Consider the following 20,761-nt stretch of genomic DNA (forward strand, 5'->3'; position numbering starts at 1 on the left):
CCGCCCCCCTCTTTTTTGCTCGTCCACGGCCCCACCAAACCCCCACACCAGCGGCGGCCCGCCCCGGGGGGGGGCCCGGGGGCCGGTCCCCGGCCCGCCGGGCCCCACCGTTTCGCGCGCCGCGAGTGTCAGGCGCTCGCGGTGTAGTCGTAGAAGCCCCGGCCGGACTTGCGGCCCAGCAGGCCGGCGTCGACCATCCGGGAGAGCAGCGGGGGAGCGGCGTACAGCGGCTCCTTGTACTCGTCGTACATCGACTCGGCGATCGAGACGATGGTGTCCAGGCCGATCAGGTCGCACAGCCGCAGCGGGCCCATCGGGTGGGCGCAGCCGGCCTCCATGCCCTTGTCGATGTCGGAGGCGGTGGCCACGCCCGACTCGAACATCCGCACCGCGGACAGCAGGTACGGCACCAGCAGCGCGTTGACCACGAAGCCGGCCCGGTCGCGGGCGCGGATCGGCTCCTTGCCGAGCACCTGGGAGGCGAAGGCCTCGACCCGCTCGGTGGTGGTCGCCGAGGTGGTCAGGGTCGGGATGACCTCGACCAGCTTCTGCACCGGCGCCGGGTTGAAGAAGTGCAGGCCGATCACCTGCTCCGGGCGGGTGGTGGCGGCGGCCAGCTTCACGATCGGGATCGAGGAGGTGTTGGAGGCGAGGATCGCGTCGCGGCGCTCGACCACCCGGTCCAGGGTCTCGAAGATCTGGACCTTGATGTCCGCGCGCTCGGCGACGGCCTCGACCACCAGGTCGCGGTCGGCGAAGTCGGAGAGCTCGACGGTGAAGGACAGCCGGGCCAGGGCCTCGTCCCGCTCCTCGGGGGTCAGCTTGCCGCGCTTGACGGCCGTCTCCAAGGAGTTGGTCAGCCGGGTGCGGCCGAACTCCAGCGCCTCACCGCTGGCCTCCGACACCAGGACGTCCAGCCCGGCCCGGGCGAAGACCTCGGCGATGCCCGACCCCATCAGGCCGCAGCCGATCACTCCGACGCGCGCGATGTCACTCACTCAGTTGCCCTTCGACGGTGCTGGGGGTCGCCCAGCTACGGGTGGCCCAGCCAGTTGCTGGACGACGGGCCGGTGAACCGGAATGGGTGCACCGGTCACCGCCCCGACGACGTTACTACTCCGTACCGGCCAGTAGGTCACCCCCTCCCCGGCAGGGTGCCACCGTCGGGAATCCCCCGAACGAGTGAGGCGGCGACCCCGGCCCCGTGTGCCCGGGGCCCGCTCCGCCCGGCGCCCGACAGAATGCCGCAGACGGGGGCCGGGGGCGGAAGCGGACAGGATCCGGGATGCGAAGGGAGCACAGGGGTGTCGACGGGATCGCTCGCAGGACAGGTCGCCCTGATCACCGGCGCCGGCCGGGGAATCGGCCGGGAGATCGCCATCGGCCTGGCCGCCGAGGGGATGTCCGTCGGCCTGGTCGGCCGCACCCACGAGACGCTGACCGACACCCTCAAGGAGTGCGTCAAGCGCGGCTCCCGGGGCGTCGCCGTGACCGCCGACGTCACCCGTCCCGGCTCGGTGCGCGAGGCGGTCCGGCTGATCGAGCGCGACCTCGGGCCGATCGACCTGCTGGTCAACAACGCCGGCCTGGTCGACCGCGCCGAGGTGCCGCTCTGGGAGACCGACGCCAACCAGTGGTGGCAGGTGGTCGAGACCAACCTGCGCGGCCCCTACAACCTGCTGCGCTGCGTGCTCCCCGGCATGGTCACCCGCCGGAGCGGCCGGGTGATCAACCTCAACTCCGGCTTCGCGCTGCGCCCGGACGGCAACTACACCGCGTACGCCACCTCCAAGGGCGCGCTGCTCCAGCTCTCCGACAACATGGCGGACTCGCTGGCCCGCAACGGCATCGTCGTCCTCGACATCAGCCCGGGCGCGGTGGCCACCGACATGACCGCCGGGATGCCGATGTTCAAGGAGACCACCACCTGGGGCTCCATCCCGTACATGGTCGCGGTCACCGTGGACGCGGCCCGCGGGCGCTTCGACGGGCTGCACGGGCGCTTCATCCACGCCGGCCGGGACGACCTGGAGGAACTGGTCAACCGGGCCGACGCGATCCGCGTCGCGGACGCCCGCACGCTGCGGCTGCGCCCGTACAAGTCCGACGATCCGATGATCTGACCCGGGTGTTCCAGTCCGGGTGTTCCGTCCCGGGCGTTCCGTCCCGGGCGGTCACCGGGTGGTCACCGGACGGTCAGGCGCAGAGCCGGCTGGCGGTCACCGGCGCGAGCCCCGCCTTGGCCAGGCCGTCCAGGATGCCGGGCAGCGCGTCCACCGTGCACTGGTGCCCCATGTGCAGCGCCACCACCGAGCCGCCGCGCACCGAGTTCAGCACCCGGCGCTGGAGGTCGGCGGCCGAGGGGTCGTTGTAGTCGCGCGGGTCGACGTCGAACGAGAGCACGTGCTCGTACCCGACCGCCCTGGCCTGCTCGCGCACCATCGGGGTGGCGTACTGCGCGGCGGAGGGCCGGAACCAGCGCCCGATCGAGCCGGTGAGCCGCTGCAGGCGCTCCGCGCACTGGGCGATCTCGGCGCGCGCCTGGTCCGGGGTCATCGCCGAGATGTTGAGGTGGTTCTGGGTGTGGTTGCCCAGCTCGTGGCCGCCGTCCAGGATCCGCCGGGCCATCTGCGGCTGCTGGTCGAGCCAGCTGCCGACCACCATCACGGTCAGCTTGGCGCCGCGCTGCTCGGCGATCTCCAGCAGGGCGGTGGCCAGCCTGGGGTCGCCGCTGCCGTGGAAGGTGAGCGCCACGTTCTTCCCGGTGCGCGGCCCGTACGCGACCTCGGCCGGGGTCCCGGGCGCGAGCGGCGGCAGCACGGGTGGGGCCGGCGGGGCGGAGGGCTGGGCGGCGGCCGCGGCGGCGGTCGGCTCACCGGTGGGCCCGGGCTCGGCCGGGGCGGTGGGCGCGGGGGAGGCCGGACCCTCCGCGCCGTTCCAGGCCGGGTCGGTGGTGTGCTGCGGGTCCACGGTTCCGGGGTGCGCGGCGAGCGCCCCCGGGTCGGCCCGGCGGAGCGTTCCGGTGCCGCAGGCGGTGAGTAGGCCGCCGGTGGCGGCGAGGGCGGCGATGCGGGCGGTGGTGCGCAACACGGTGCGGCGGTCGGCAGTCATCGGCAGCCAGCATAGAGAGGACGGCTGCGGCGGGCGATCCGGCGCCCGACCGGCCGCACCGGGTTTGACGTGCACACACTCCGTCGCCGGGTGTTGCGTAAACCTGAACTCCCGCTGTTTCGCCGCCGTGTCCTTGGATACGATCACCGCGCACCGCGTGTCGACCTGCGGTGGCCACGATCTTCCGGCATTGCGCATTGGGGGCGGACAGCATGGACGAGGACGGCGCGGCGACCGGCCGGAGCACGGACACCGAGTGGGACTGGGCCAGAGCCGAGGACTGGCAGCCGCCGAGCGAGCTGGACACCGGCGTCCCGCACACCGCCCGGATGTACGACTACTACCTCGGCGGCAAGGACAACTTCGAGGCCGACCGCAAGGCCGCCCAGGCCGCGATATCCGCCTACCCCGCGCTGCCGCTGCTGGCCCGCACCAACCGGCAGTTCCTCGGCCGCGCCGTGGAGTTCGTCGCGAGCCGGGGCGTGCGCCAGTTCGTCGACATCGGCACCGGCATCCCGGCGGTCGGCTCCACCAGCGAGGTCGCCCAGCGGGTCGCCCCGGACGCCCGGGTGGTGTACGTGGACAACGACCCGATCGTCGCCACCCACGCCCGCGCCCTGCTGGCGAGCCACCCCGCCGGGCACACCTCGGTGATCGAGGCCGACCTGCGCGATCCGGCCGCGATCCTCGGCCACCCCGCGCTGGCCGGCGCCGTCGACCTCTCCCAGCCGGTCGCGCTGATGCTGGTCGCCGTGCTGCACTTCATCCGCAACGAGGACGGCGCGCAGCAGATCGTCCGCACCCTGCGCGACGCGCTCGCCCCGGGCAGCGCGCTGATCCTCTCCCACGGCAGCCCCGACTTCGCCTCCCGCGAGAGCGCCTCCGAGGGCGCCCGGATCTACCGCAGTGCCAGCGCCCCGCTCGTGCTGCGCTCGCGCTCCGGCGTCGAGCCCTTCTTCGGCGACTTCGAGTTCGTCGGCCCCGGGCTCGTCCAGCTCCCGCTCTGGCGCCCCACCGCCGGCCACGTGCCCACCTCCGAACTCCCCGAGGGCTGGCAGGACGTCTCGGCGTACGGCGGCGTCGCCTTCAAGAAGTAGCGCCCCCGCCGTCCGCTCGGGTCCGGCCCCGGCGCCTCCCCTCCCCGCGCCGGGATCGGACCGGACCGTCGAAGCCTACGGACCCGCACTGACAATCCCTCACCGCCCGGGCCGGCGGGCGGGAGCGCTGGGAGGCCTTCCTCGCCCTGGACGACCTGCTCACCCGGATCGGGGAGGACGCCCCGCGGCGGCTCGCCGTCCAGGCCGCCCATCCGGTGCGGACCGGGTGAAAAAGGGCGCGACACCACGGGCCGCCCGGTGTTAGCTTCCGCCGCATGGAACCCCTGAGTGAGAACGAGATCCGCGCGTCCTTCGTCAACTGCTCCAAGGGCGAGGCCCGCCGGCTCAACCTGCCCCGGGGCCTGGCGGAACTGCCCTGGGAGCACCTGGACTTCCTCGGCTGGCGGGACCAGGGCGCGCCCGACCGGGCGTACCTGGTGGCGCCGTACGAGGGCGAGCTCGTCGGCGTGACGCTGCGCTCGCCGGTGATCCGGCGCAGCCTGACCAAGACCAACGTGTGCTCGCTGTGCATCACCGCGCACGCCGGATCGGGGGTCGCGCTGCTCGCCGCCCGCCGGGCGGGGACGGCCGGGCGCGAGGGCAACACGGTCGGCACCTACATCTGCGCCGACCTCGCCTGCTCGCTCTACGTGCGCGGGCTGAAGAAGTCCACCCTGGTCACCCGGCCCGACGAGTCGCTGCCGCTGGAGGTGCAGATCGACCGTACGGTGGGCAACCTGGGCGGCTTCCTCGCCAAGGTGCTCGCCACCGCGGCGGCGTAGCGCCGCCGCACCCCTCCGTGGACGGTACGGCCCGGCCCCCGTGCGGCCCGGCCCCCGTGCGGCCCGGTCCCTGTGCGGCCCGCTCTCCGTCCGGCTCAGAGCCCGCGCAGCTGGTCCAGCTCGCGGCGCTCCCGCTTGGTCGGCCGCCCGGCACCCCGGTCCCGCGTCCCGGCCGCCGCGACGAACTCGCGCGGCGGTCGCGGCGGGCTGTTGTCGACCAGGCACTGCGCCGCGACCTCGGCGCCGACCCGCTTGCGGATCAGCTTCTGCACCACCACGACGCGTTCGTAGCCCTCCTCGCGGACCCGCACCTCGTCCCCGGGCTTCAGCGACTGGGCCGGCTTGGCCCGCTCGCCGTTCACCTTGACGTGCCCGGCCCGGCAGGCGGCCGCCGCCAGCGCCCGCGTCTTGACCAGCCGGACCGACCAGATCCAGCTGTCCACCCGCACGCTTCCCTCGTGTTCAGCCATCCTCGGAGCCTACCCAAGGCCGGTGGCCGCTCCGCGCTACGCGGCGCGCGGCTCCTCCTGGACCGCCCAGCCGTTCCCGTCCGGGTCGTTGAAGAACACGAAGTTGTTCCAGGCCTCGCCGTGCCCGTCCACCCGGCCTCCCGCCACGAAGTGCTGGACCGGGCTGACCTCCACGCCCCGTGCCGCCAGTTCCGCGTGCGCCTTCTCGATGTCCCGCACCACCAGCTGGAGGCCCTTGACCGAGCCGGGCGGCGAGTCGATCACCCCGTTGCCCACGACGATGGAGCAGGGCGAGCCGGGCGGAGTCAGCTGGACCACCCGGGTCCCGTCCCGCAGCAGGGTGTCGTGGTCGACGGTGAACCCGGCCTGCTCCTCGTAGAAGAGCTTCGCGCGGTCCACGTCCGACACCGGGACCACCACGACTTCGAGTTTCCACTCCATCGCCCTCACCCCTCTCGGTCGGGCTCTTCCAGTATCCGTCCGTAACCGCTCCCGGGGGCCGTCGGATAGCCTGAGAACACGATGAATCCCCAGACCACGCGCGCCGCGACCCCGCCGGAAACCTCCTTCGCCACCCCGTGGGGCAGCTTCGAGCTCACCCGCTTCCCCGTGGACCCGCGCGAGCGGCTGCGGGCCTGGGACGCCGCCGACGAGTACCTGCTGCGCCACCTCGCGGGTGAGGCCGACAGCGCGGCCGGCACCGCGACCGAGCTGACCGGCCGCACGGTCGCCGTCCTCGGCGACCGCTGGGGCGCGCTGACCACGGCGCTCGCCGGGTACCGGCCGGTCCAGATCTCCGACTCCCACCTCGGCCGGCAGGCCACCCTGGCCAATCTGGCCCGGGCCGGCGCCACCGTCGACGGGGCCCGGCTGCTCACCACCCGGGACGCCCCGCCGGAGCGGATCGACGTGCTGCTGGTGCGCGTCCCCAAGAGCCTGGCCCTGCTGGAGGACCAGCTGCACCGGCTCGCCCCCGCGCTCCACGAGGGCACCGTGGTGATCGGCACCGGCATGGTCACCGAGATCCACACCTCCACGCTCCAGCTCTTCGAGCGGATCCTCGGCCCGACCCGCACCTCGCTGGCCGTCCGCAAGGCCCGGCTGATCCACTGCACCCCGGACCGGGCGCTGGACCCCGGCCCCAACCCGTGGCCGCACCGCTACGCGCTGCCGTCGGACATCGGTGCCGCCTCCGGCCGTACGGTCGTCAACCACGCGGGCACCTTCTGCGCCGACCGGCTGGACATCGGCACCCGCTTCTTCCTGGCCCACCTGCCCGTCCCCGCCCCCGGCGCCCGGGTGGTGGACCTCGGCTGCGGCAACGGCGTGGTCGGTACGGCCGCCGCGCTGGCCGGGCCCGGCGCGGAGCTGGTCTTCGTGGACGAGTCGCACCAGGCGGTGGCCTCCGCCGAGGAGACCTTCCGCGGCAACCTGGGCCCGGACGCCCCGGCCGAGTTCCTCACCGCCGACGCCCTGGCCCCGGACGCGATCGCCGCCGGCTCGGTGGACCTGGTGCTCAACAACCCGCCGTTCCACTCCCACCAGGCCACCACCGACGCCACCGCCTGGCGGATGTTCACCGGCGCCAAGCGGGCGCTGCGGCCCGGCGGGGAACTCTGGGTGGTCGGCAACCGCCACCTCGGTTACCACGTCAAGCTGCGCCGCCTCTTCGGCAACTGCCAACTCGTCGCGGGGAACCCCAAGTTCGTGGTGCTGCGGGCCGTCAAGCGCTGACCTCGCCGCCCCGCCCCGGCGGGGTTCCGGCACATACTCCTTGCATGAATTTTCCGTCGCGCGTATATTCATGCCAAGACGAAGGAGGAACGCCATGGCATTGCGAGTCGCCGTCGCCGGCGCGAGCGGTTACGCGGGCGGCGAGGTGCTGCGCCTGCTGCTCGGCCACCCCGAGGTGGAGATCGGGGCGCTGACCGGCGGCTCGAACGCGGGCACCCGACTGGGCGCGCTCCAGCCCCACCTCCTCCCGCTCGCCGACCGCGTGCTCGAAGCCACCACCCCCGAGGTGCTGGCCGACCACGACGTGGTCTTCCTGGCGCTGCCGCACGGCCAGTCCGCCGCCGTCGCCGAGGAGCTCGGTCCGAACGTCCTGGTCATCGACTGCGGCGCCGACTTCCGGCTCAAGGCCGCCGCCGACTGGGAGCAGTTCTACGGCTCCGCCCACGCCGGCACCTGGCCCTACGGCCTGCCCGAACTCCCCGGCCACCGCGCCGCACTGAAGGGCAGCAACCGGATCGCCGTCCCCGGCTGCTACCCGACGGCCGTCTCCCTGGCGCTGTTCCCCGCGTACGCCGCGCGGCTCGCCGAGCCGGAGGCCGTGGTGGTCGCCGCCTCCGGCACCTCCGGCGCCGGCAAGGCCGCCAAGCCGCACCTGCTGGGCAGTGAGGTGATGGGCAGCGTCAGCCCGTACGGCGTCGGCGGCGTCCACCGGCACACCCCGGAGATGGCGCAGAACCTCACCCCGCTCGCGGGCGAGCCGGTCACCGTCTCCTTCACCCCCACCCTCGTCCCGATGCCGCGCGGCATCCTCGCCACCTGCTCGGCCAAGGCCAGGCCGGGGGTGACGGCGCAGAGCCTGCGCGCCGCCTACGCCGAGGCGTTCGCGGACGAGCCCTTCGTCCACCTGCTGCCCGAGGGGCAGTGGCCGCAGACCAGCAGCGTCTACGGCGCCAACACCGCCCTGGTCCAGGTCGCCCTGGACGCCGCCGCCGGGCGGATCATCGCGATCAGCGCGATCGACAACCTGGTCAAGGGCACCGCCGGCGGCGCGGTGCAGAGCATGAACATCGCCCTCGGCCTGCCCGAGGAGCTCGGCCTTCCCGTGAACGGAGTCGCACCGTGAGCACGACCACGAACGTCGGAGTGACGGCGGCCAAGGGCTTCCGTGCCGCCGGGGTGACCGCCGGCATCAAGGCCTCCGGCACCCCCGACCTCGCCCTGGTGGTCAACGACGGCCCGTCGCTCGCGGCCGCCGGCGTCTTCACCGCCAACCGGGTCAAGGCCGCGCCGGTGCTCTGGTCCGAGCAGGTCCTCAAGGGTGGTCGGGTCTCCGCCGTCGTCCTCAACTCCGGTGGTGCCAACGCCTGCACCGGCCCGCTCGGCTTCCAGGACACCCACGCCACCGCGGAGAAGGTCGCCGCGGAGCTGGAGCTCAACGCCGGCGAGGTCGCCGTCGCCTCCACCGGCCTGATCGGCGTTCGGCTGCCGATGGACATCCTGCTCCCCGGTGTCACCCTGGCCGCCGGCGAGCTCAGCGGGACCGGCGGCGAGGACGCCGCGATCGCCATCAAGACCACCGACACGGTGCACAAGACCGCCCAGTACACCAGCCCGGCCGGCTGGACGGTCGGCGGCATGGCCAAGGGCGCGGGGATGCTCGCCCCGAGCCTCGCCACCATGCTCGTCGTCCTCACCACCGACGCCGACCTGGACAGCGCCGCCCTGGACGCCGCGCTGCGCGGCGCCACCCGCACCACCTTCGACCGGATCGACTCCGACGGCTGCATGTCGACCAATGACACCGTGCTGCTGCTCGCCTCCGCCGCCTCCGGCATCGCCCCGGGGCAGGCCGAGTTCGCCGAGGCCGTCCGCGCCGTCAGCGCCGACCTGGCCCGCCAGCTGATCGGTGACGCGGAGGGCGCGAGCAAGGAGATCCGGATCGACGTCACCGGCGCCGCCACCGAGGACGAGGCGGTCGAGGTCGCCCGGACGATCAGCCGCAACAACCTGCTCAAGTGCGCCATCCACGGCGAGGACCCCAACTGGGGCCGGGTGCTGGCCGCGATCGGCACCACCTCCGCCGCCTTCGACCCGAACGAGCTGGACGTCGCCATCAACGGCGTCTGGGTCTGCAAGGCGGGCGGCGTGGGCGAGGACCGCGACCTGGTGGACATGAAGGGCCGCGAGGTCGTCATCACCGCGAACCTCAACGCCGGTACGGCGGGCGCCACGCTGTGGACCAACGACCTGACGGCCGACTACGTTCACGAGAACAGCGCCTACTCGACCTGATCCGCGTCACTTCGTCCGCGACACCCTGAGCCGCGACACCCGATCCGCGGCAGATCAGCGGCAGATCCGCGACACCTGATCCGCGACATCCCCCAGCCTGCGGCCGGGGGGACCCCCATCGACGAGGGAATCCCGTGCAGATCGCACCCAAGGGCGAACAGGCCCGCAACAACACCGCGTTGCCCAAGGCCATGACGCTGATCGAGGCGCTGCCGTGGCTGGAGCGCTTCCACGGCAAGACCGTCGTGATCAAGTTCGGCGGCAACGCGATGGTGGACGACAGCCTCAAGGCCGCCTTCGCCCAGGACGTCGTCTTCCTGCGCTACGCCGGCCTGCACCCCGTCGTGGTGCACGGCGGCGGCCCCCAGATCAGCGCCCAACTCGACCGGCTGGGCCTCGAGTCGAGCTTCACCAACGGCCTGCGGGTGACCACCCCGGAGACCATGGACGTGGTCCGGATGGTGCTGGCCGGCCAGGTGCAGCGCGAGCTGGTCGGCCTGCTCAACGAGCACGGCCCGTTCGCGGTCGGCATGACCGGCGAGGACGCCCACACCATGACGGCGGTCAAGCGCTACGCGGTGGTGGACGGCGAGCAGGTCGACATCGGCCTGGTCGGCGACATCGTCAACATCGAGGCCGGCGCGGTGAAGGCGATGATCGCCGACGGCCGCATCCCGGTCATCTCCTCGATCGCCCGCGGTGCCGACGGCCACGTCTACAACATCAACGCCGACACCGCCGCCTCCGCCCTCGCGGTCGCGCTCGGCGCCGAGATGCTCGTCGTCCTCACCGACGTCGAGGGCCTCTACAAGGACTGGCCGAACTCCGACGACGTGATCAGCCAGCTCGCCGCGAGCGAGCTGGAGGAGCTGCTGCCCGGCCTGGCCAGCGGCATGCTCCCCAAGATGGAGGGCTGCCTGCGCGCCGTCCGCTCCGGCGTGGGCACCGCCCGGGTGCTGGACGGCCGGGTCCAGCACAGCCTGCTGCTGGAGATCTTCACCGACGAGGGCATCGGCACGATGGTCGTGCCGGACGACGAAGCGACCGTGACCGGGGGACTGGCATGACCGGCGGGACCGACAACACCGCGAGCATCGCGAGCACCGAGGGCACCGGCGACACCGCCCCGGCCGGCGCCACGCGCAACGAGCGGCTCGCCGACCGGTGGCAGCACTCCTTCACCGACAACTACGGCACCCCCCGCATCCCGCTGGTGCGCGGCGAGGGCAGCAAGCTCTGGGACGCCGACGGCAAGGAGTACACCGACCTGCTCGGCGGCATCGCCGTCAACGCCCTGGGCACCGCCCACCCGGCCGTCGTCGAGGCCGTGAGCCGGCAGATCGCCACCCTCGGCCACGTCTCCAACCTCTTCATGGCCGAGCCCACCATCGCCCTCGCCGAGCGGCTGCTGGAGCTGGACGGCCGCCCGGGTGGCCGGGTGTTCTTCTGCAACTCCGGCGCCGAGGCCAATGAGGCCGCCTTCAAGATCAGCCGGCGGACCGGCCGCACCCACCTGGTCGCCCTCCAGGGCGGCTTCCACGGCCGCACCATGGGCGCCCTGGCGCTCACCGGCCAGCCCGCCAAGCAGGACCCGTTCCGCCCGCTGCCCGGCGACGTCACCCACGTCCCGTTCGGTGACGTCGAGGCGCTGCGCGCGGCCGTCACCACCGAGACCGCCGCCGTCTTCCTGGAGCCGATCCAGGGCGAGAACGGCGCCGTCCCGCTGCCCGAGGGCTACCTGCGGGCGGCGCGCGAGATCACCCGGGCCACCGGCACCCTGCTGGTGCTGGACGAGATCCAGACCGGTGTCGGCCGCACCGGCCACTGGTTCGCCCACCAGGCGTACGAGGGCGTGGAGCCGGACGTCGTCACCCTCGCCAAGGCGCTCGGCGGCGGTCTGCCGATGGGCGCGGTGCTCGCCTTCGGGCCGGCCGCCGACCTGCTCACCCCGGGCCAGCACGGCACCACCTTCGGCGGCAACCCGGTGGCCGCCGCGGCCGGGCTCGCGGTGCTGGAAACGATCGAGTCCGAGGGCCTGCTGGAGCACACCCGCAAGCTGGGCGAGCGGCTGCGGCACGGCGTCGAGGCGCTCGGCGACCCGCTGGTCTCGCACGTGCGCGGGGCGGGCCTGCTGCTGGGCATCGTGCTCACCGAGCCGGTCGCGGCCCGGGTCCAGGCCGCCGCGCAGGAGGCGGGCTACCTGGTCAACGCTGCCGTACCGGACGCCGTCCGGCTGGCCCCGCCGCTGGTGCTGACCGAGCAGGAGGCGGACGCCTTCCTGGCCGCGCTGCCGGACATCCTCCGGACGGTGCGCGAGGGCGCCCCGGCCGATGCGAGTTGACCGTCGTCCGGGAGAATAATCACATGACCGCTTCCCACTCCGGCCCGTCCGCCGCCGGCCCGACGCCGCAGGTCCCGCAGACCCGCACCGCGCGCCACCGGCGGATCGTGGACCTGCTCACCCGCCAGCCCGTGCGTTCGCAGAGCCAGCTCGCCAAGCTGCTCGCCGACGACGGACTCGTGGTCACCCAGGCCACCCTCTCCCGGGACCTGGACGAGCTGGGCGCGGTCAAGATCCGCAACCGGGACGGCGCGCTGATCTACGCCGTCCCGGCCGAGGGCGGCGACCGCACGCCGCGCGCGCCGATGGGGGAGTCGGCCAGCGAGGGCCGGATGGCCCGGCTGGCCGGCGAGCTCATGGTCTCCGCGACGGCCTCCGGCAACCTGGTGGTGCTGCGCACCCCGCCGGGCGCCGCCCAGTTCCTGGCCTCGGCGATCGACCAGGCCGAGGTCTTCGAGATCATCGGCACCATCGCCGGCGACGACACCGTGCTGCTGATCAGCCGCGATCCGGCCGGCGGCCAGGCGCTCGCCGACCACCTCATGCAACTCGCCCAGGCGAAGGCGCAGTAGCCGGCCGCGAAGCGCTTCGCAGCGCGTTCCAGCGTTTCGCAGCGCCTTTCGGCGCTTTTCGGCGCCCCGACCCCGACGAACCCCGGCCGACGGAGAACCCTCCGGCCGGGGTTTTGTGTTTCATACCGCATCGTGCATACTTATGCCATCCACTGCACATGCATGAAGGAGCCACGCGATGACCGCCGAGCAGTCCTCCGACGTCCGCCTCTGGGGTGCGCGCTTCGCCGACGGCCCGTCCGAGGCGCTGGCCAGGCTCTCGGCCTCGGTCCACTTCGACTGGCGCCTCGCGCCGTACGACATCGCCGGCTCCAAGGCCCACGCCCGGGTCCTGCACAAGGCGGGCCTGCTCTCCGGCGAGGAACTGGCCGGCATGCTGGACGGCCTGGACCGGCTGCTCGCCGACGTCCGGGAGGGCACCTTCACCGGCACCGTCGCCGACGAGGACGTGCACACCGCCCTGGAGCGCGGCCTGCTGGAGCGCCTCGGCCCCGACCTCGGCGGCAAGCTGCGGGCCGGCCGCTCCCGCAACGACCAGATCGCCACCCTGTTCCGGATGTACCTGCGGGACCACGCGAAGACCATCGGCGGCCTGCTGCTCGACCTCCAGCAGGCCCTCGTCGGCCTCGCCGAGGCGCACCCGGACACCGCGATGCCGGGCCGCACCCACCTCCAGCACGCCCAGCCGGTGCTCTTCGCCCACCACGTCCTCGCGCACGTGCAGGCCCTCGGCCGGGACGCCGAGCGGCTGCGCCAGTGGGACGCCCGCACCGCCGTGTCGCCGTACGGCTCCGGCGCGCTGGCCGGCTCCTCGCTCGGCCTCGACCCGCAGGCCGTCGCCGCCGACCTCGGCTTCGAGGGCGGCTCGGTCGGCAACTCCATCGACGGCACCGCCTCGCGCGACTTCGTCGCCGAGTTCGCCTTCGTGACCGCGATGATCGGGATCAACCTCTCCCGGATCGCGGAGGAGGTGATCATCTGGAACACCAAGGAGTTCGGCTTCATCACCCTGCACGACGCCTTCTCCACCGGCTCCTCGATCATGCCGCAGAAGAAGAACCCGGACATCGCCGAGCTCGCCCGCGGCAAGTCCGGCCGGCTGATCGGCAACCTGACCGGCCTGCTGGCCACCCTCAAGGCGCTGCCGCTCGCCTACAACCGGGACCTCCAGGAGGACAAGGAGCCGGTCTTCGACTCCTGCGACACGCTGGAGGTGCTGCTGCCGGCGTTCACCGGGATGATGGCCACCCTCACCGTGCACCGGGAGCGGCTGGAGGAGCTGGCCCCGGCCGGCTTCTCGCTCGCCACCGACATCGCCGAGTGGCTGGTCAAGCAGGGAGTGCCGTTCCGGGTCGCGCACGAGGTGGCCGGCGCCTGCGTCAAGGTCTGCGAGGCCGAGGGCATCGAGCTGTCCGACCTGACGGACGCGCAGTTCGCCGCGATCTCGGAGCACCTGACGCCCGAGGTGCGCTCGGTGCTCAGCGTCCACGGCGCCATCGCCGCCCGCGACGGGCGCGGTGGAACGGCCCCCTCGGCGGTCGCGGTCCAGCTCGCCGAGGTGAAGGCGGACCTGGCGCGGCAGCAGGAGTGGGTCCGGGGCTGACCCCGGCGCGGCGGGCCGGTCCGCCGACGGGAGGTCGGTGCCCGGCACGGCTGGGGACCGGTGCCCGGCACGGTCGGGATCGATCCCCGGCGCGACGGGGGAGGGGCGCGGCGGTCCGACCGGCGCGCCCCTCCGGTGTCCGCGCCCCGGCCCGGGCGTAACCGGCCCCGCCCCGGGCCGTCATGCACGGTGTGTGCACCCCCCTCCCGCCCGCCGTCCCCTCCGCCGAGGACGTGTACCTCGCCGAACAGCGCCGCCGCGTGGTCCGCGAGACCGTCGCCGCCCTGCCCGGCCGCTGCCCGCAGCTGATCGCCGCGCTCGCGGAGGACCCGCCGCCCACGTACCGTGAGCTCTCGGAGCGGCTCGGCATGCCGCGCGGCTCGATCGGCCCCACCCGCTCACGCTGCCTGGCCTGCCTGCGGATGCTGCTCCACGCGGAGCGCTATCCCTGAGCGGGCCCGTCCGTGTGACCGGGCGGAATCCGGGCGGCACGGGAGGTGACCCTGCTCACGTCCGTCCCCGCGAAGGTTGAGGGGAGCTGACACCCGGGTAGAGCGCTGGCGAACGTAGCTCTTGACGGTGGCGCGATCGCTCGGATACTGAGCGTGAGCGCGCCACCCTCTGCGCGCCGGGCACGACGACTGGGGAGGCCCCTCCACATGGGCATGAGCGTGATCATCTCGGCTGCTGACGTCGAGGACGCGGAGCAGATCCTCAAGCTCCAGTACCTCGGCTACCAGTCCGAGGCCGAGCTGTACGGCGACTGGGCGATGGAGCCCCTGACGCAGAGCCTGGAGAGCCTGCGCGCCGAACTGTCCGAGCAGCACTTCCTGGTCGCCCGGCTGGGCGGCGAGGTGGTCGGCACCGTCCGCGGCCACGTCGGCGCCGACGGCGTCGGCCGGATAGGGCGTCTGGTCGTCCATCCCCGGATGCAGCGCCACGGCCTCGGGGGCCGCCTGATGGACGCGCTGGAGCGCCGGATGGCCCAGGACGGCCCGGTGAGCGTCTACCGGCTGTTCACCGGCCACCGCAGCCTCGGCAACCTGCGGCTGTACGCTCGGCAGGGCTACCGGCAGACCCGGGTCGAGCAGATCAGCAGCCGGCTGAGCTTCGTCCACCTGGAGAAGCCCGCCGCGGCGCCGCTCGCCGCCACGGCCTGAGCCCGCCGCCCCGCCGCACGCCTTCCGGCGCCGCCACCATCCGGACCACCGGTGGCGGCGCCGAGTCGTATCCGCGCAGGTCACGGCGGTGCATGTCCGCATTGCGGACAGCTCTGCCAAATTATTGGGCGGAATTCGACCCATCTGTTTTACTGGCTTACATGACTGCGACGACGAACTGGACCCCCACCGGCACCCTGCCGGCAGGTGAGCGTGCCATGTGTCGTCGAATGTGTCACCGCTGAGGGCCACCGCCCCCGGCGCCCCGCTGAGGGCGCCTCCCCTCGCGCCCCGAAGCGAGACTCCGGCGTCGCTCCAGCCCGTGTGAGCGCGCCCCTCCTCCCGGACCCCTTCCCTCGTCGTGCCCGCACTCGCGCGGACGCCGTGACCCGTCAGGCCCACGCCCTCGCGCGGCCCCGGCGGCCGACGGCCACGATCGAGGGACGCCAGGTCCGGCCCCCCTGGCGCAGCGCCGTGACGCCGCCCCGCCGACCCCCCACAGGTCGGGCGGCCGACCCACGCCGCCCGCCCCCGACCCACGGAAAGCCGCTGTGATCACCACCACGGACCTGACGAAGGTCTACCGTTCCCGAGGCCGCGAGGTGACCGCCCTCGCCGGCGTCGACCTGCACGTCCGCCCGGGCGAGGTCTACGGAGTCGTCGGCACCAGCGGTGCCGGCAAGTCCACCCTCATCCGCTGCGTGAACATGCTGGAGCGCCCGTCCTCCGGCACGGTCACCGTGGACGGCGTCGAGCTGACCGCGCTGGCCGGCGGCGAGAACCGGGCCGGCAAGGAGCTGCGCGAGGCCCGCCGCCGGATCGGCATGGTCTTCCAGCACTTCAACCTGCTCTCCTCGCGGACGGTGCAGCAGAACGTCGAGCTCCCCCTGGAGATCATCGGCCTGGACCGCACCGAGCGCCGCCGCAAGGCCGCCGAGCTGCTCGACCTGGTCGGCCTCGGCGACAAGGCCCGCAGCTACCCCAACCAGCTCTCCGGCGGCCAGAAGCAGCGCGTCGGCATCGCCCGGGCGCTGGCCGGCGACCCCAAGGTGCTGCTCTCCGACGAGGCCACCTCGGCGCTCGACCCGGAGACCACCCGCTCGATCCTCAAGCTGCTGCGCGACCTCAACCGGCAGCTGGGCCTCACCGTCCTGCTGATCACCCACGAGATGGACGTCATCAAGTCCGTCTGCGACTCCGCCGCCCTGATGCGCGGCGGCCGGGTGATCGAGTCCGGAGAGCTCACCGACCTGCTCGCCACACCCGGCTCCGAGCTGGCCCGCGAGCTGTTCCCGCTCAGCGAGTTCGGCACCGGCCACCCCGGTTCCACCGTGCTGGAGATCACCTTCCAGGGCGACAGCTCGGCCCAGCCGTTCGTCTCCCAGCTCGCCCGCACCTACCAGATCGACATCAACATCCTCGGTGCCGCGGTGGAGACCATCGCCGGCCGGATGGTCGGCCGGATGCGGGTCGAGCTGCCCGGCAGCCACCAGGACAACGTGGTGCCGATCGGCTACCTGCGCGAGCAGGGCCTTCAGGTGGCCCTCCTCGATTCGGACGGCACCGGTGCGGCGAAGGGAGCGGTGGCATGACCTGGGACGAGATGTGGGCCCTGATGGGGCCCGCCACGCAGGAGACCTTCCAGATGGTCGGGGTGTCCGCGGCCGTCACCGTCCTGCTCGGCCTGCCGCTGGGCGTGCTGCTGGTGCTCACCGACAAGGGCGGCCTGCTGGCCAACCGGGCCGTCAACAAGTCCATCGGCTTCGTGGTGAACCTCGCCCGTTCGGTGCCGTTCATCATCCTGATGATCGCGCTGATCTCCTTCACCCGCTGGCTGGTCGGCACCTCCATCGGCTGGCAGGCGGCGACCGTGCCGCTCACCATCGGCGCCATCCCGTTCTTCGCCCGCCTGGTCGAGACCTCCGTCCGCGAGGTCGACCGGGGCCTGGTCGAGGCGGTCCAGTCGATGGGCGGCAGCACCTGGACGATCGTCCGCAAGACCCTGCTGCCCGAGGCCCTGCCCGGCATCGTGGCCTCGGTCACCACCACGGTCATCACCCTGATCAGCTACTCCGCGATGGCCGGCACGGTCGGCGGCGGCGGCCTCGGCACCCTCGCCGTCAACTACGGCTACCAGCGCTTCGAGACCACCTTCATGTGGGTCATCGTGGCCGAGCTGGTGATCATCGTCACCGCCGTCCAGCTGATCGGTGACTACGCCGTCCAGCGGCTCTCCCACCGCGGCCGCACCGGCGGCCGGACGAGGCTGCTCGGCCGCACCCGGACGGCCCCCGACGAGGACCTCGTCGCCTCCTAGACCTCCCCCGTCCGACCCCGGACGCGGCTCCCCGTTCCCCGCAGAAAGGCACTTTTCGTGCGCAACGTTCTGAAGGTCACCAGCATCCTCGCCACCGCCGGCGTCGCCCTCTCGCTCGCCGCCTGCGGCAGCTCCGGGTCCTCCTCCTCGGACGCGAACGCGCCGCTGAAGGTCGTGGCCAGCCCCACCCCGCACGGCCAGATCCTGAAGTACGTCAAGGACAACCTCGCGGAGAAGGCGGGCCTCAAGCTCGACATCAAGGAGGTCACCGACTACGTGACCCCCAACACGGCGGTGCAGGACGGTTCGGCCGACGCCAACTTCTTCCAGCACGTCCCGTACCTGGAGGACTTCAACAAGAAGCGCGGCACGGACATCGTGTCGGTCGAGCCGGTGCACCTGGAGCCGCTGGGCGTCTACTCCAAGAAGGTCAAGGCGATCGGCGACCTGCCGGACGGCGCCACCATCGGTCTGCCGAACGACGCCACCAACGAGGGCCGCGCGCTCAAGCTGCTCGCCGACAACAAGCTGATCACCCTCAAGGACGGCGTCACCACCGCCGCCACCCCGGCGGACGTGACCGGCAACCCGAAGAACTTCAAGTGGAAGGAGCTGGAGGCCGCCCAGCTGCCCCGCTCCGTCGCCGACCTCGACGCCGCCGTCATCAACGGCAACTACGCGATCGACTCCGGCCTGAAGCCGGCCACCGACGCCCTGGTGCTGGAGAAGGCCGAGGGCAACCCGTACGCCAACATCCTCGCCGTCAAGAAGGGCAAGGAGAACGACCCGCGGGTCAAGAAGCTGGCCGAGCTGCTGCACTCCGACGAGGTCAAGAAGTACATCAACGACACCTTCCAGGGCTCGGTCATCCCGGCCTTCTGAGCCGCGACCCGCTCGACGCCCTGATCCGCTCGACGCCCTGATCCCGACCGGGCCCCCGCCGCACCTCGGCGGGGGCCCGGTCGGGCAGTATGCGGAAGGGGCACTCCGGCCGGCCGCGTTCTGACGTACCGTCGTGCGGGCAGCGCACCGTGTGGCACCCGGGGCACGACGGAGGCGTACGGTGTGGTGTTCACGACCCGGCGAGGAGAGACGGCATGGCAGCGAGCTTCCCCGAGACCGCCATCAGCACCGAACGGCTGCTGCTGCGACCCCTTGCGGAGGACGACGCCCCCGGACTGGCCACGATGATGGCCGACGACCTCGTCCTCGCCTGGACGGACCTGCCGTACCCCTTCACCGAGGAGTACGCGGCCGAACTCGCCCGCACCCTCGCCCCCGCCCACCGGGCCGCCGGGCGGGGCATCGTCTTCGCCGTCACCGAGAACCTGACCCAGCGCCTGGTCGGCCTGGTCGAGCTGCGCAACACCGACTGGCGGCTGCGCAGCACCGAGATCTCCTACGTCACCGCCGTCTGGGCGCGCGGCGAGGGCTACGCCCCGGAGGCCGTCCTCGGCGTCGCCCAGTGGCTGTTCGAGGACCGCGGCTTCCAGCGCCTGGAGCTGCGCACCGCCGCCGGGAACACCGCCGCCCAGCAGGTCGCCCAGAAGGTCGGCGGCATCAGCGAGGGCGTGCTGCGCAGCGCCTGGATAGTCCGGGGGGAGCCCGGCGAGGCGGTGGGTGAGCCCGCCGGCCGCCGGGCCGGGGGGGAGAGCCGCAGCGACCTCATCCTGTGGAGCCTGCTCCCGGAGGACCTGGAGTCGCCCGAACCGCACCACCGGGGCTGGCACGGCGACGACCGCTACGTGCTCCGCGACTGATCCCCGCGGGCCCGGCTCCGGCGCGGACATGTGTGCGAGATGTCGGGTTCCGGGGTACCGCACCCGGTAGCCTCTGGACCGGCACCGCACGACGGCGGATCGCGTGGCGCACCGAGGCGAGGGAGAACGGCCGCAGATGGCTGACCGGATCACGGTCATCGGGTGGGACGGCACACCGCTGACCGAGGCCGCCGGCGCGGCCCTGGCCGCGGCGACCCTGGTGGCCGGAGCCCCCTACCAACTGAGCGCCCTCCCGGTGCCGGAGACCGCCGAGCGGATCACCCTCGGCAACGTCCGGCAGGCCGCCCGCAGGATCGCCGAGCACCGCGGCGCCGCCGTCGTGGTCGCCGAGGGCGACCCGGGCTTCTTCGGGGTGGTGCGCACCCTGCGCCGCCCCGAGTACGGCCTCGAACTGGAGGTGCTGCCCGCCGTCTCCTCGGTGGCCGCCGCCTTCGCCCGGGCCGGCATGCCCTGGGAGGACGCCCAGGTGGTCAGCGTCCACGGCGGACGGCTGCGCCGGGCGGCCAACATCTGCCGGGCCCACCCCAAGGTCGCGGTGCTCACCGCGCCGGGCGCCGGGCCCGCCGAACTCGCCCTGATGCTGCACGGGGTGCACCGGACCTTCGTGGTCTGCGAGGCCCTCGGCACCCCGGACGAGGACGTCACCGTCCTCACCTCCGACCGGATCGCCGACCACGTGTGGCGCGACCCCAACGTGGTGCTGGTGATCGGCGGCGGCGCCCAGGCCGCCGCCGTGGACGAGGCGGCCGGCTGGCTCGCCGGGCGCCCGGTCGGCTACCCCGGCGCGGAACGCGGCTGGGCGCTCCCCGGTGACGCCTACGCGGGCGCCGGGCGCACGGAGGACGAACCGGGCGCACCGGAGGCGCTCCCCGCCCATGTGCGCGCCCTGGTCCTGGCCCGGCTGGGGGCACGCCCCGGGGACCTGGTCTGGTCGGTCGGCGCCGGCAGCGGCGCCCTCGCGGTGGAGGCCGCCCGGTTCGGCGCCGCCGTGGTCGCGGTCGAGGGCTCCCGCTCGGCCTGCGCCCGGCTGACCGTCAACGCCCGCCGCTACGGCGTCGAGGTGGAGGCCGTGTACGGGAGCGGCCCCGAGGTGCTGGGCGGCCTGCCGGAGCCGGACGCGGCGGTGGTGGAGTCCGGCGGCCTCGACGTGGTCCGCGCCGTACTGGCCCGCCGGCCCGAACGGTTCGTCGCGCTGCCCCGGACCCTCGCCGAGGCGGAGGAGATCCGCCGGGCGATCGACGGGGCCGGCTACCGGGCGGACGGCGCGCTGCTCCAGGCGACCCCGTTGCGGCAGGCGGGGGAGGGCGACGGGCTGACGCTGGGGGCGGCCGGAACCGGCGCGCTGGTGCTCTGGGGTGAGCAGATCGTGTGAAGGCCGTGGGCACGCGCCGGGGCCGTCCGGTGGCGTCGACGGTGATCCAGGTCGCATCCGGACACCGATTCGAGAGGTGACCGCGCCGTGCCGGTAGTGTGACGTCCTGGACGGCCACATCGGTCGGCG

Annotated in this window: 21 protein-coding genes; 17 read left to right on the forward strand and 4 right to left on the reverse strand. The window is 73.3% G+C overall.

Annotated features, from left to right (window positions below):
- Positions 1 to 128 precede the first annotated feature (128 nt).
- A complete protein-coding gene (locus ACFWP2_RS33335; protein ID WP_380458500.1) occupies positions 129 to 998 on the reverse strand; it encodes a 3-hydroxybutyryl-CoA dehydrogenase in 870 nt (289 codons plus the stop codon).
- A 306-nt stretch (positions 999 to 1,304) separates the two neighbouring features.
- Here ACFWP2_RS33335 and ACFWP2_RS33340 point away from each other — a divergent pair, with 306 nt between their 5' ends.
- Complete coding sequence (locus tag ACFWP2_RS33340; RefSeq protein WP_380458502.1) at positions 1,305 to 2,123, forward strand: SDR family NAD(P)-dependent oxidoreductase; 819 nt, start codon at positions 1,305 to 1,307, stop codon at positions 2,121 to 2,123.
- Positions 2,124 to 2,196: 73 nt separating this feature from the next.
- Here the strand turns inward: ACFWP2_RS33340 and ACFWP2_RS33345 are convergent, their stop codons facing one another.
- Positions 2,197 to 3,111: a polysaccharide deacetylase family protein gene (locus tag ACFWP2_RS33345; RefSeq protein WP_380458504.1), complete on the reverse strand. Its 915-nt coding sequence runs from the start codon at positions 3,109 to 3,111 to the stop codon at positions 2,197 to 2,199.
- Between the two features lie 212 nt (positions 3,112 to 3,323).
- Here ACFWP2_RS33345 and ACFWP2_RS33350 point away from each other — a divergent pair, with 212 nt between their 5' ends.
- Together ACFWP2_RS33350 and ACFWP2_RS33355 are read left to right on the forward strand one after the other, a co-directional pair.
- Positions 3,324 to 4,208: an SAM-dependent methyltransferase gene (locus ACFWP2_RS33350; protein WP_380458506.1), complete on the forward strand. Its 885-nt coding sequence runs from the start codon at positions 3,324 to 3,326 to the stop codon at positions 4,206 to 4,208.
- A gap of 275 nt (positions 4,209 to 4,483) precedes the next feature.
- The gene (locus ACFWP2_RS33355; RefSeq protein ID WP_380458508.1) at positions 4,484 to 4,990 is read left to right on the forward strand and encodes an FBP domain-containing protein; all 507 of its coding nucleotides are present in this window, start codon (positions 4,484 to 4,486) and stop codon (positions 4,988 to 4,990) included.
- 95 nt (positions 4,991 to 5,085) lie between these two features.
- Here ACFWP2_RS33355 and ACFWP2_RS33360 read toward each other — a convergent pair whose 3' ends face one another.
- Both ACFWP2_RS33360 and ACFWP2_RS33365 read right to left on the reverse strand, forming a co-directional pair.
- Positions 5,086 to 5,460, reverse strand: a complete 375-nt coding sequence (locus ACFWP2_RS33360) for an RNA-binding S4 domain-containing protein (RefSeq protein WP_380458510.1) — start codon at positions 5,458 to 5,460, stop codon at positions 5,086 to 5,088.
- 36 nt (positions 5,461 to 5,496) lie between these two features.
- Positions 5,497 to 5,901: a VOC family protein gene (locus ACFWP2_RS33365; protein ID WP_380458512.1), complete on the reverse strand. Its 405-nt coding sequence runs from the start codon at positions 5,899 to 5,901 to the stop codon at positions 5,497 to 5,499.
- Between the two features lie 81 nt (positions 5,902 to 5,982).
- Between ACFWP2_RS33365 and ACFWP2_RS33370 the strand changes: the two genes are divergently transcribed.
- The 14 genes from ACFWP2_RS33370 (at position 5,983) to cbiE (ending at position 20,632) form a co-directional block, all read left to right on the forward strand.
- Positions 5,983 to 7,194 carry a methyltransferase gene (locus tag ACFWP2_RS33370; RefSeq protein WP_380458514.1) on the forward strand — a complete coding sequence of 404 codons (1,212 nt, stop codon included), beginning with the start codon at positions 5,983 to 5,985 and terminating at the stop codon, positions 7,192 to 7,194.
- Positions 7,195 to 7,288: 94 nt separating this feature from the next.
- Positions 7,289 to 8,317, forward strand: coding sequence for an N-acetyl-gamma-glutamyl-phosphate reductase (argC, locus tag ACFWP2_RS33375; RefSeq protein WP_380458516.1), 1,029 nt, complete (start codon positions 7,289 to 7,291; stop codon positions 8,315 to 8,317).
- Positions 8,314 to 9,486, forward strand: coding sequence for a bifunctional glutamate N-acetyltransferase/amino-acid acetyltransferase ArgJ (gene argJ / locus ACFWP2_RS33380; RefSeq protein WP_380458518.1), 1,173 nt, complete (start codon positions 8,314 to 8,316; stop codon positions 9,484 to 9,486). Before argC ends, argJ begins: the two co-directional genes overlap by 4 nt.
- A 191-nt stretch (positions 9,487 to 9,677) precedes the next feature.
- Positions 9,678 to 10,553, forward strand: a complete 876-nt coding sequence (gene argB / locus ACFWP2_RS33385; RefSeq protein WP_380458607.1) for an acetylglutamate kinase — start codon at positions 9,678 to 9,680, stop codon at positions 10,551 to 10,553.
- Positions 10,550 to 11,827, forward strand: coding sequence for an acetylornithine transaminase (locus ACFWP2_RS33390; protein ID WP_380458520.1), 1,278 nt, complete (start codon positions 10,550 to 10,552; stop codon positions 11,825 to 11,827). Before argB ends, ACFWP2_RS33390 begins: the two co-directional genes overlap by 4 nt.
- 23 nt (positions 11,828 to 11,850) lie before the next feature.
- Positions 11,851 to 12,399 carry an arginine repressor gene (locus tag ACFWP2_RS33395; RefSeq protein WP_049652068.1) on the forward strand — a complete coding sequence of 183 codons (549 nt, stop codon included), beginning with the start codon at positions 11,851 to 11,853 and terminating at the stop codon, positions 12,397 to 12,399.
- A 178-nt stretch (positions 12,400 to 12,577) separates the two neighbouring features.
- Positions 12,578 to 14,002, forward strand: coding sequence for an argininosuccinate lyase (argH, locus tag ACFWP2_RS33400; protein WP_380458523.1), 1,425 nt, complete (start codon positions 12,578 to 12,580; stop codon positions 14,000 to 14,002).
- 191 nt (positions 14,003 to 14,193) lie between these two features.
- Positions 14,194 to 14,454 carry an RNA polymerase sigma factor gene (locus ACFWP2_RS33405; RefSeq protein ID WP_380458525.1) on the forward strand — a complete coding sequence of 87 codons (261 nt, stop codon included), beginning with the start codon at positions 14,194 to 14,196 and terminating at the stop codon, positions 14,452 to 14,454.
- 207 nt (positions 14,455 to 14,661) lie between these two features.
- Positions 14,662 to 15,162 (forward strand): GNAT family N-acetyltransferase, encoded by a 501-nt coding sequence (locus tag ACFWP2_RS33410; RefSeq protein ID WP_380458527.1) that lies wholly within the window; start codon positions 14,662 to 14,664, stop codon positions 15,160 to 15,162.
- Between the two features lie 551 nt (positions 15,163 to 15,713).
- Entirely contained in the window at positions 15,714 to 16,754 is a 1,041-nt protein-coding gene (locus tag ACFWP2_RS33415) for a methionine ABC transporter ATP-binding protein (protein WP_380458529.1), read from the forward strand.
- Entirely contained in the window at positions 16,751 to 17,479 is a 729-nt protein-coding gene (locus ACFWP2_RS33420; protein ID WP_380458531.1) for a methionine ABC transporter permease, read from the forward strand. The genes ACFWP2_RS33415 and ACFWP2_RS33420 overlap by 4 nt, the downstream gene beginning before the upstream one ends.
- 57 nt (positions 17,480 to 17,536) lie before the next feature.
- Positions 17,537 to 18,361, forward strand: a complete 825-nt coding sequence (locus ACFWP2_RS33425) for a MetQ/NlpA family ABC transporter substrate-binding protein (protein WP_380458533.1) — start codon at positions 17,537 to 17,539, stop codon at positions 18,359 to 18,361.
- A gap of 215 nt (positions 18,362 to 18,576) precedes the next feature.
- Complete coding sequence (locus ACFWP2_RS33430) at positions 18,577 to 19,239, forward strand: GNAT family N-acetyltransferase (protein ID WP_380458536.1); 663 nt, start codon at positions 18,577 to 18,579, stop codon at positions 19,237 to 19,239.
- Between the two features lie 136 nt (positions 19,240 to 19,375).
- Positions 19,376 to 20,632 (forward strand): precorrin-6y C5,15-methyltransferase (decarboxylating) subunit CbiE, encoded by a 1,257-nt coding sequence (gene cbiE / locus ACFWP2_RS33435; protein WP_380458538.1) that lies wholly within the window; start codon positions 19,376 to 19,378, stop codon positions 20,630 to 20,632.
- Positions 20,633 to 20,761 lie beyond the last annotated feature (129 nt).

The sequence above is a fragment of the Kitasatospora sp. NPDC058444 genome, assembly GCF_042721415.1.
Classification (GTDB): domain Bacteria; phylum Actinomycetota; class Actinomycetes; order Streptomycetales; family Streptomycetaceae; genus Kitasatospora.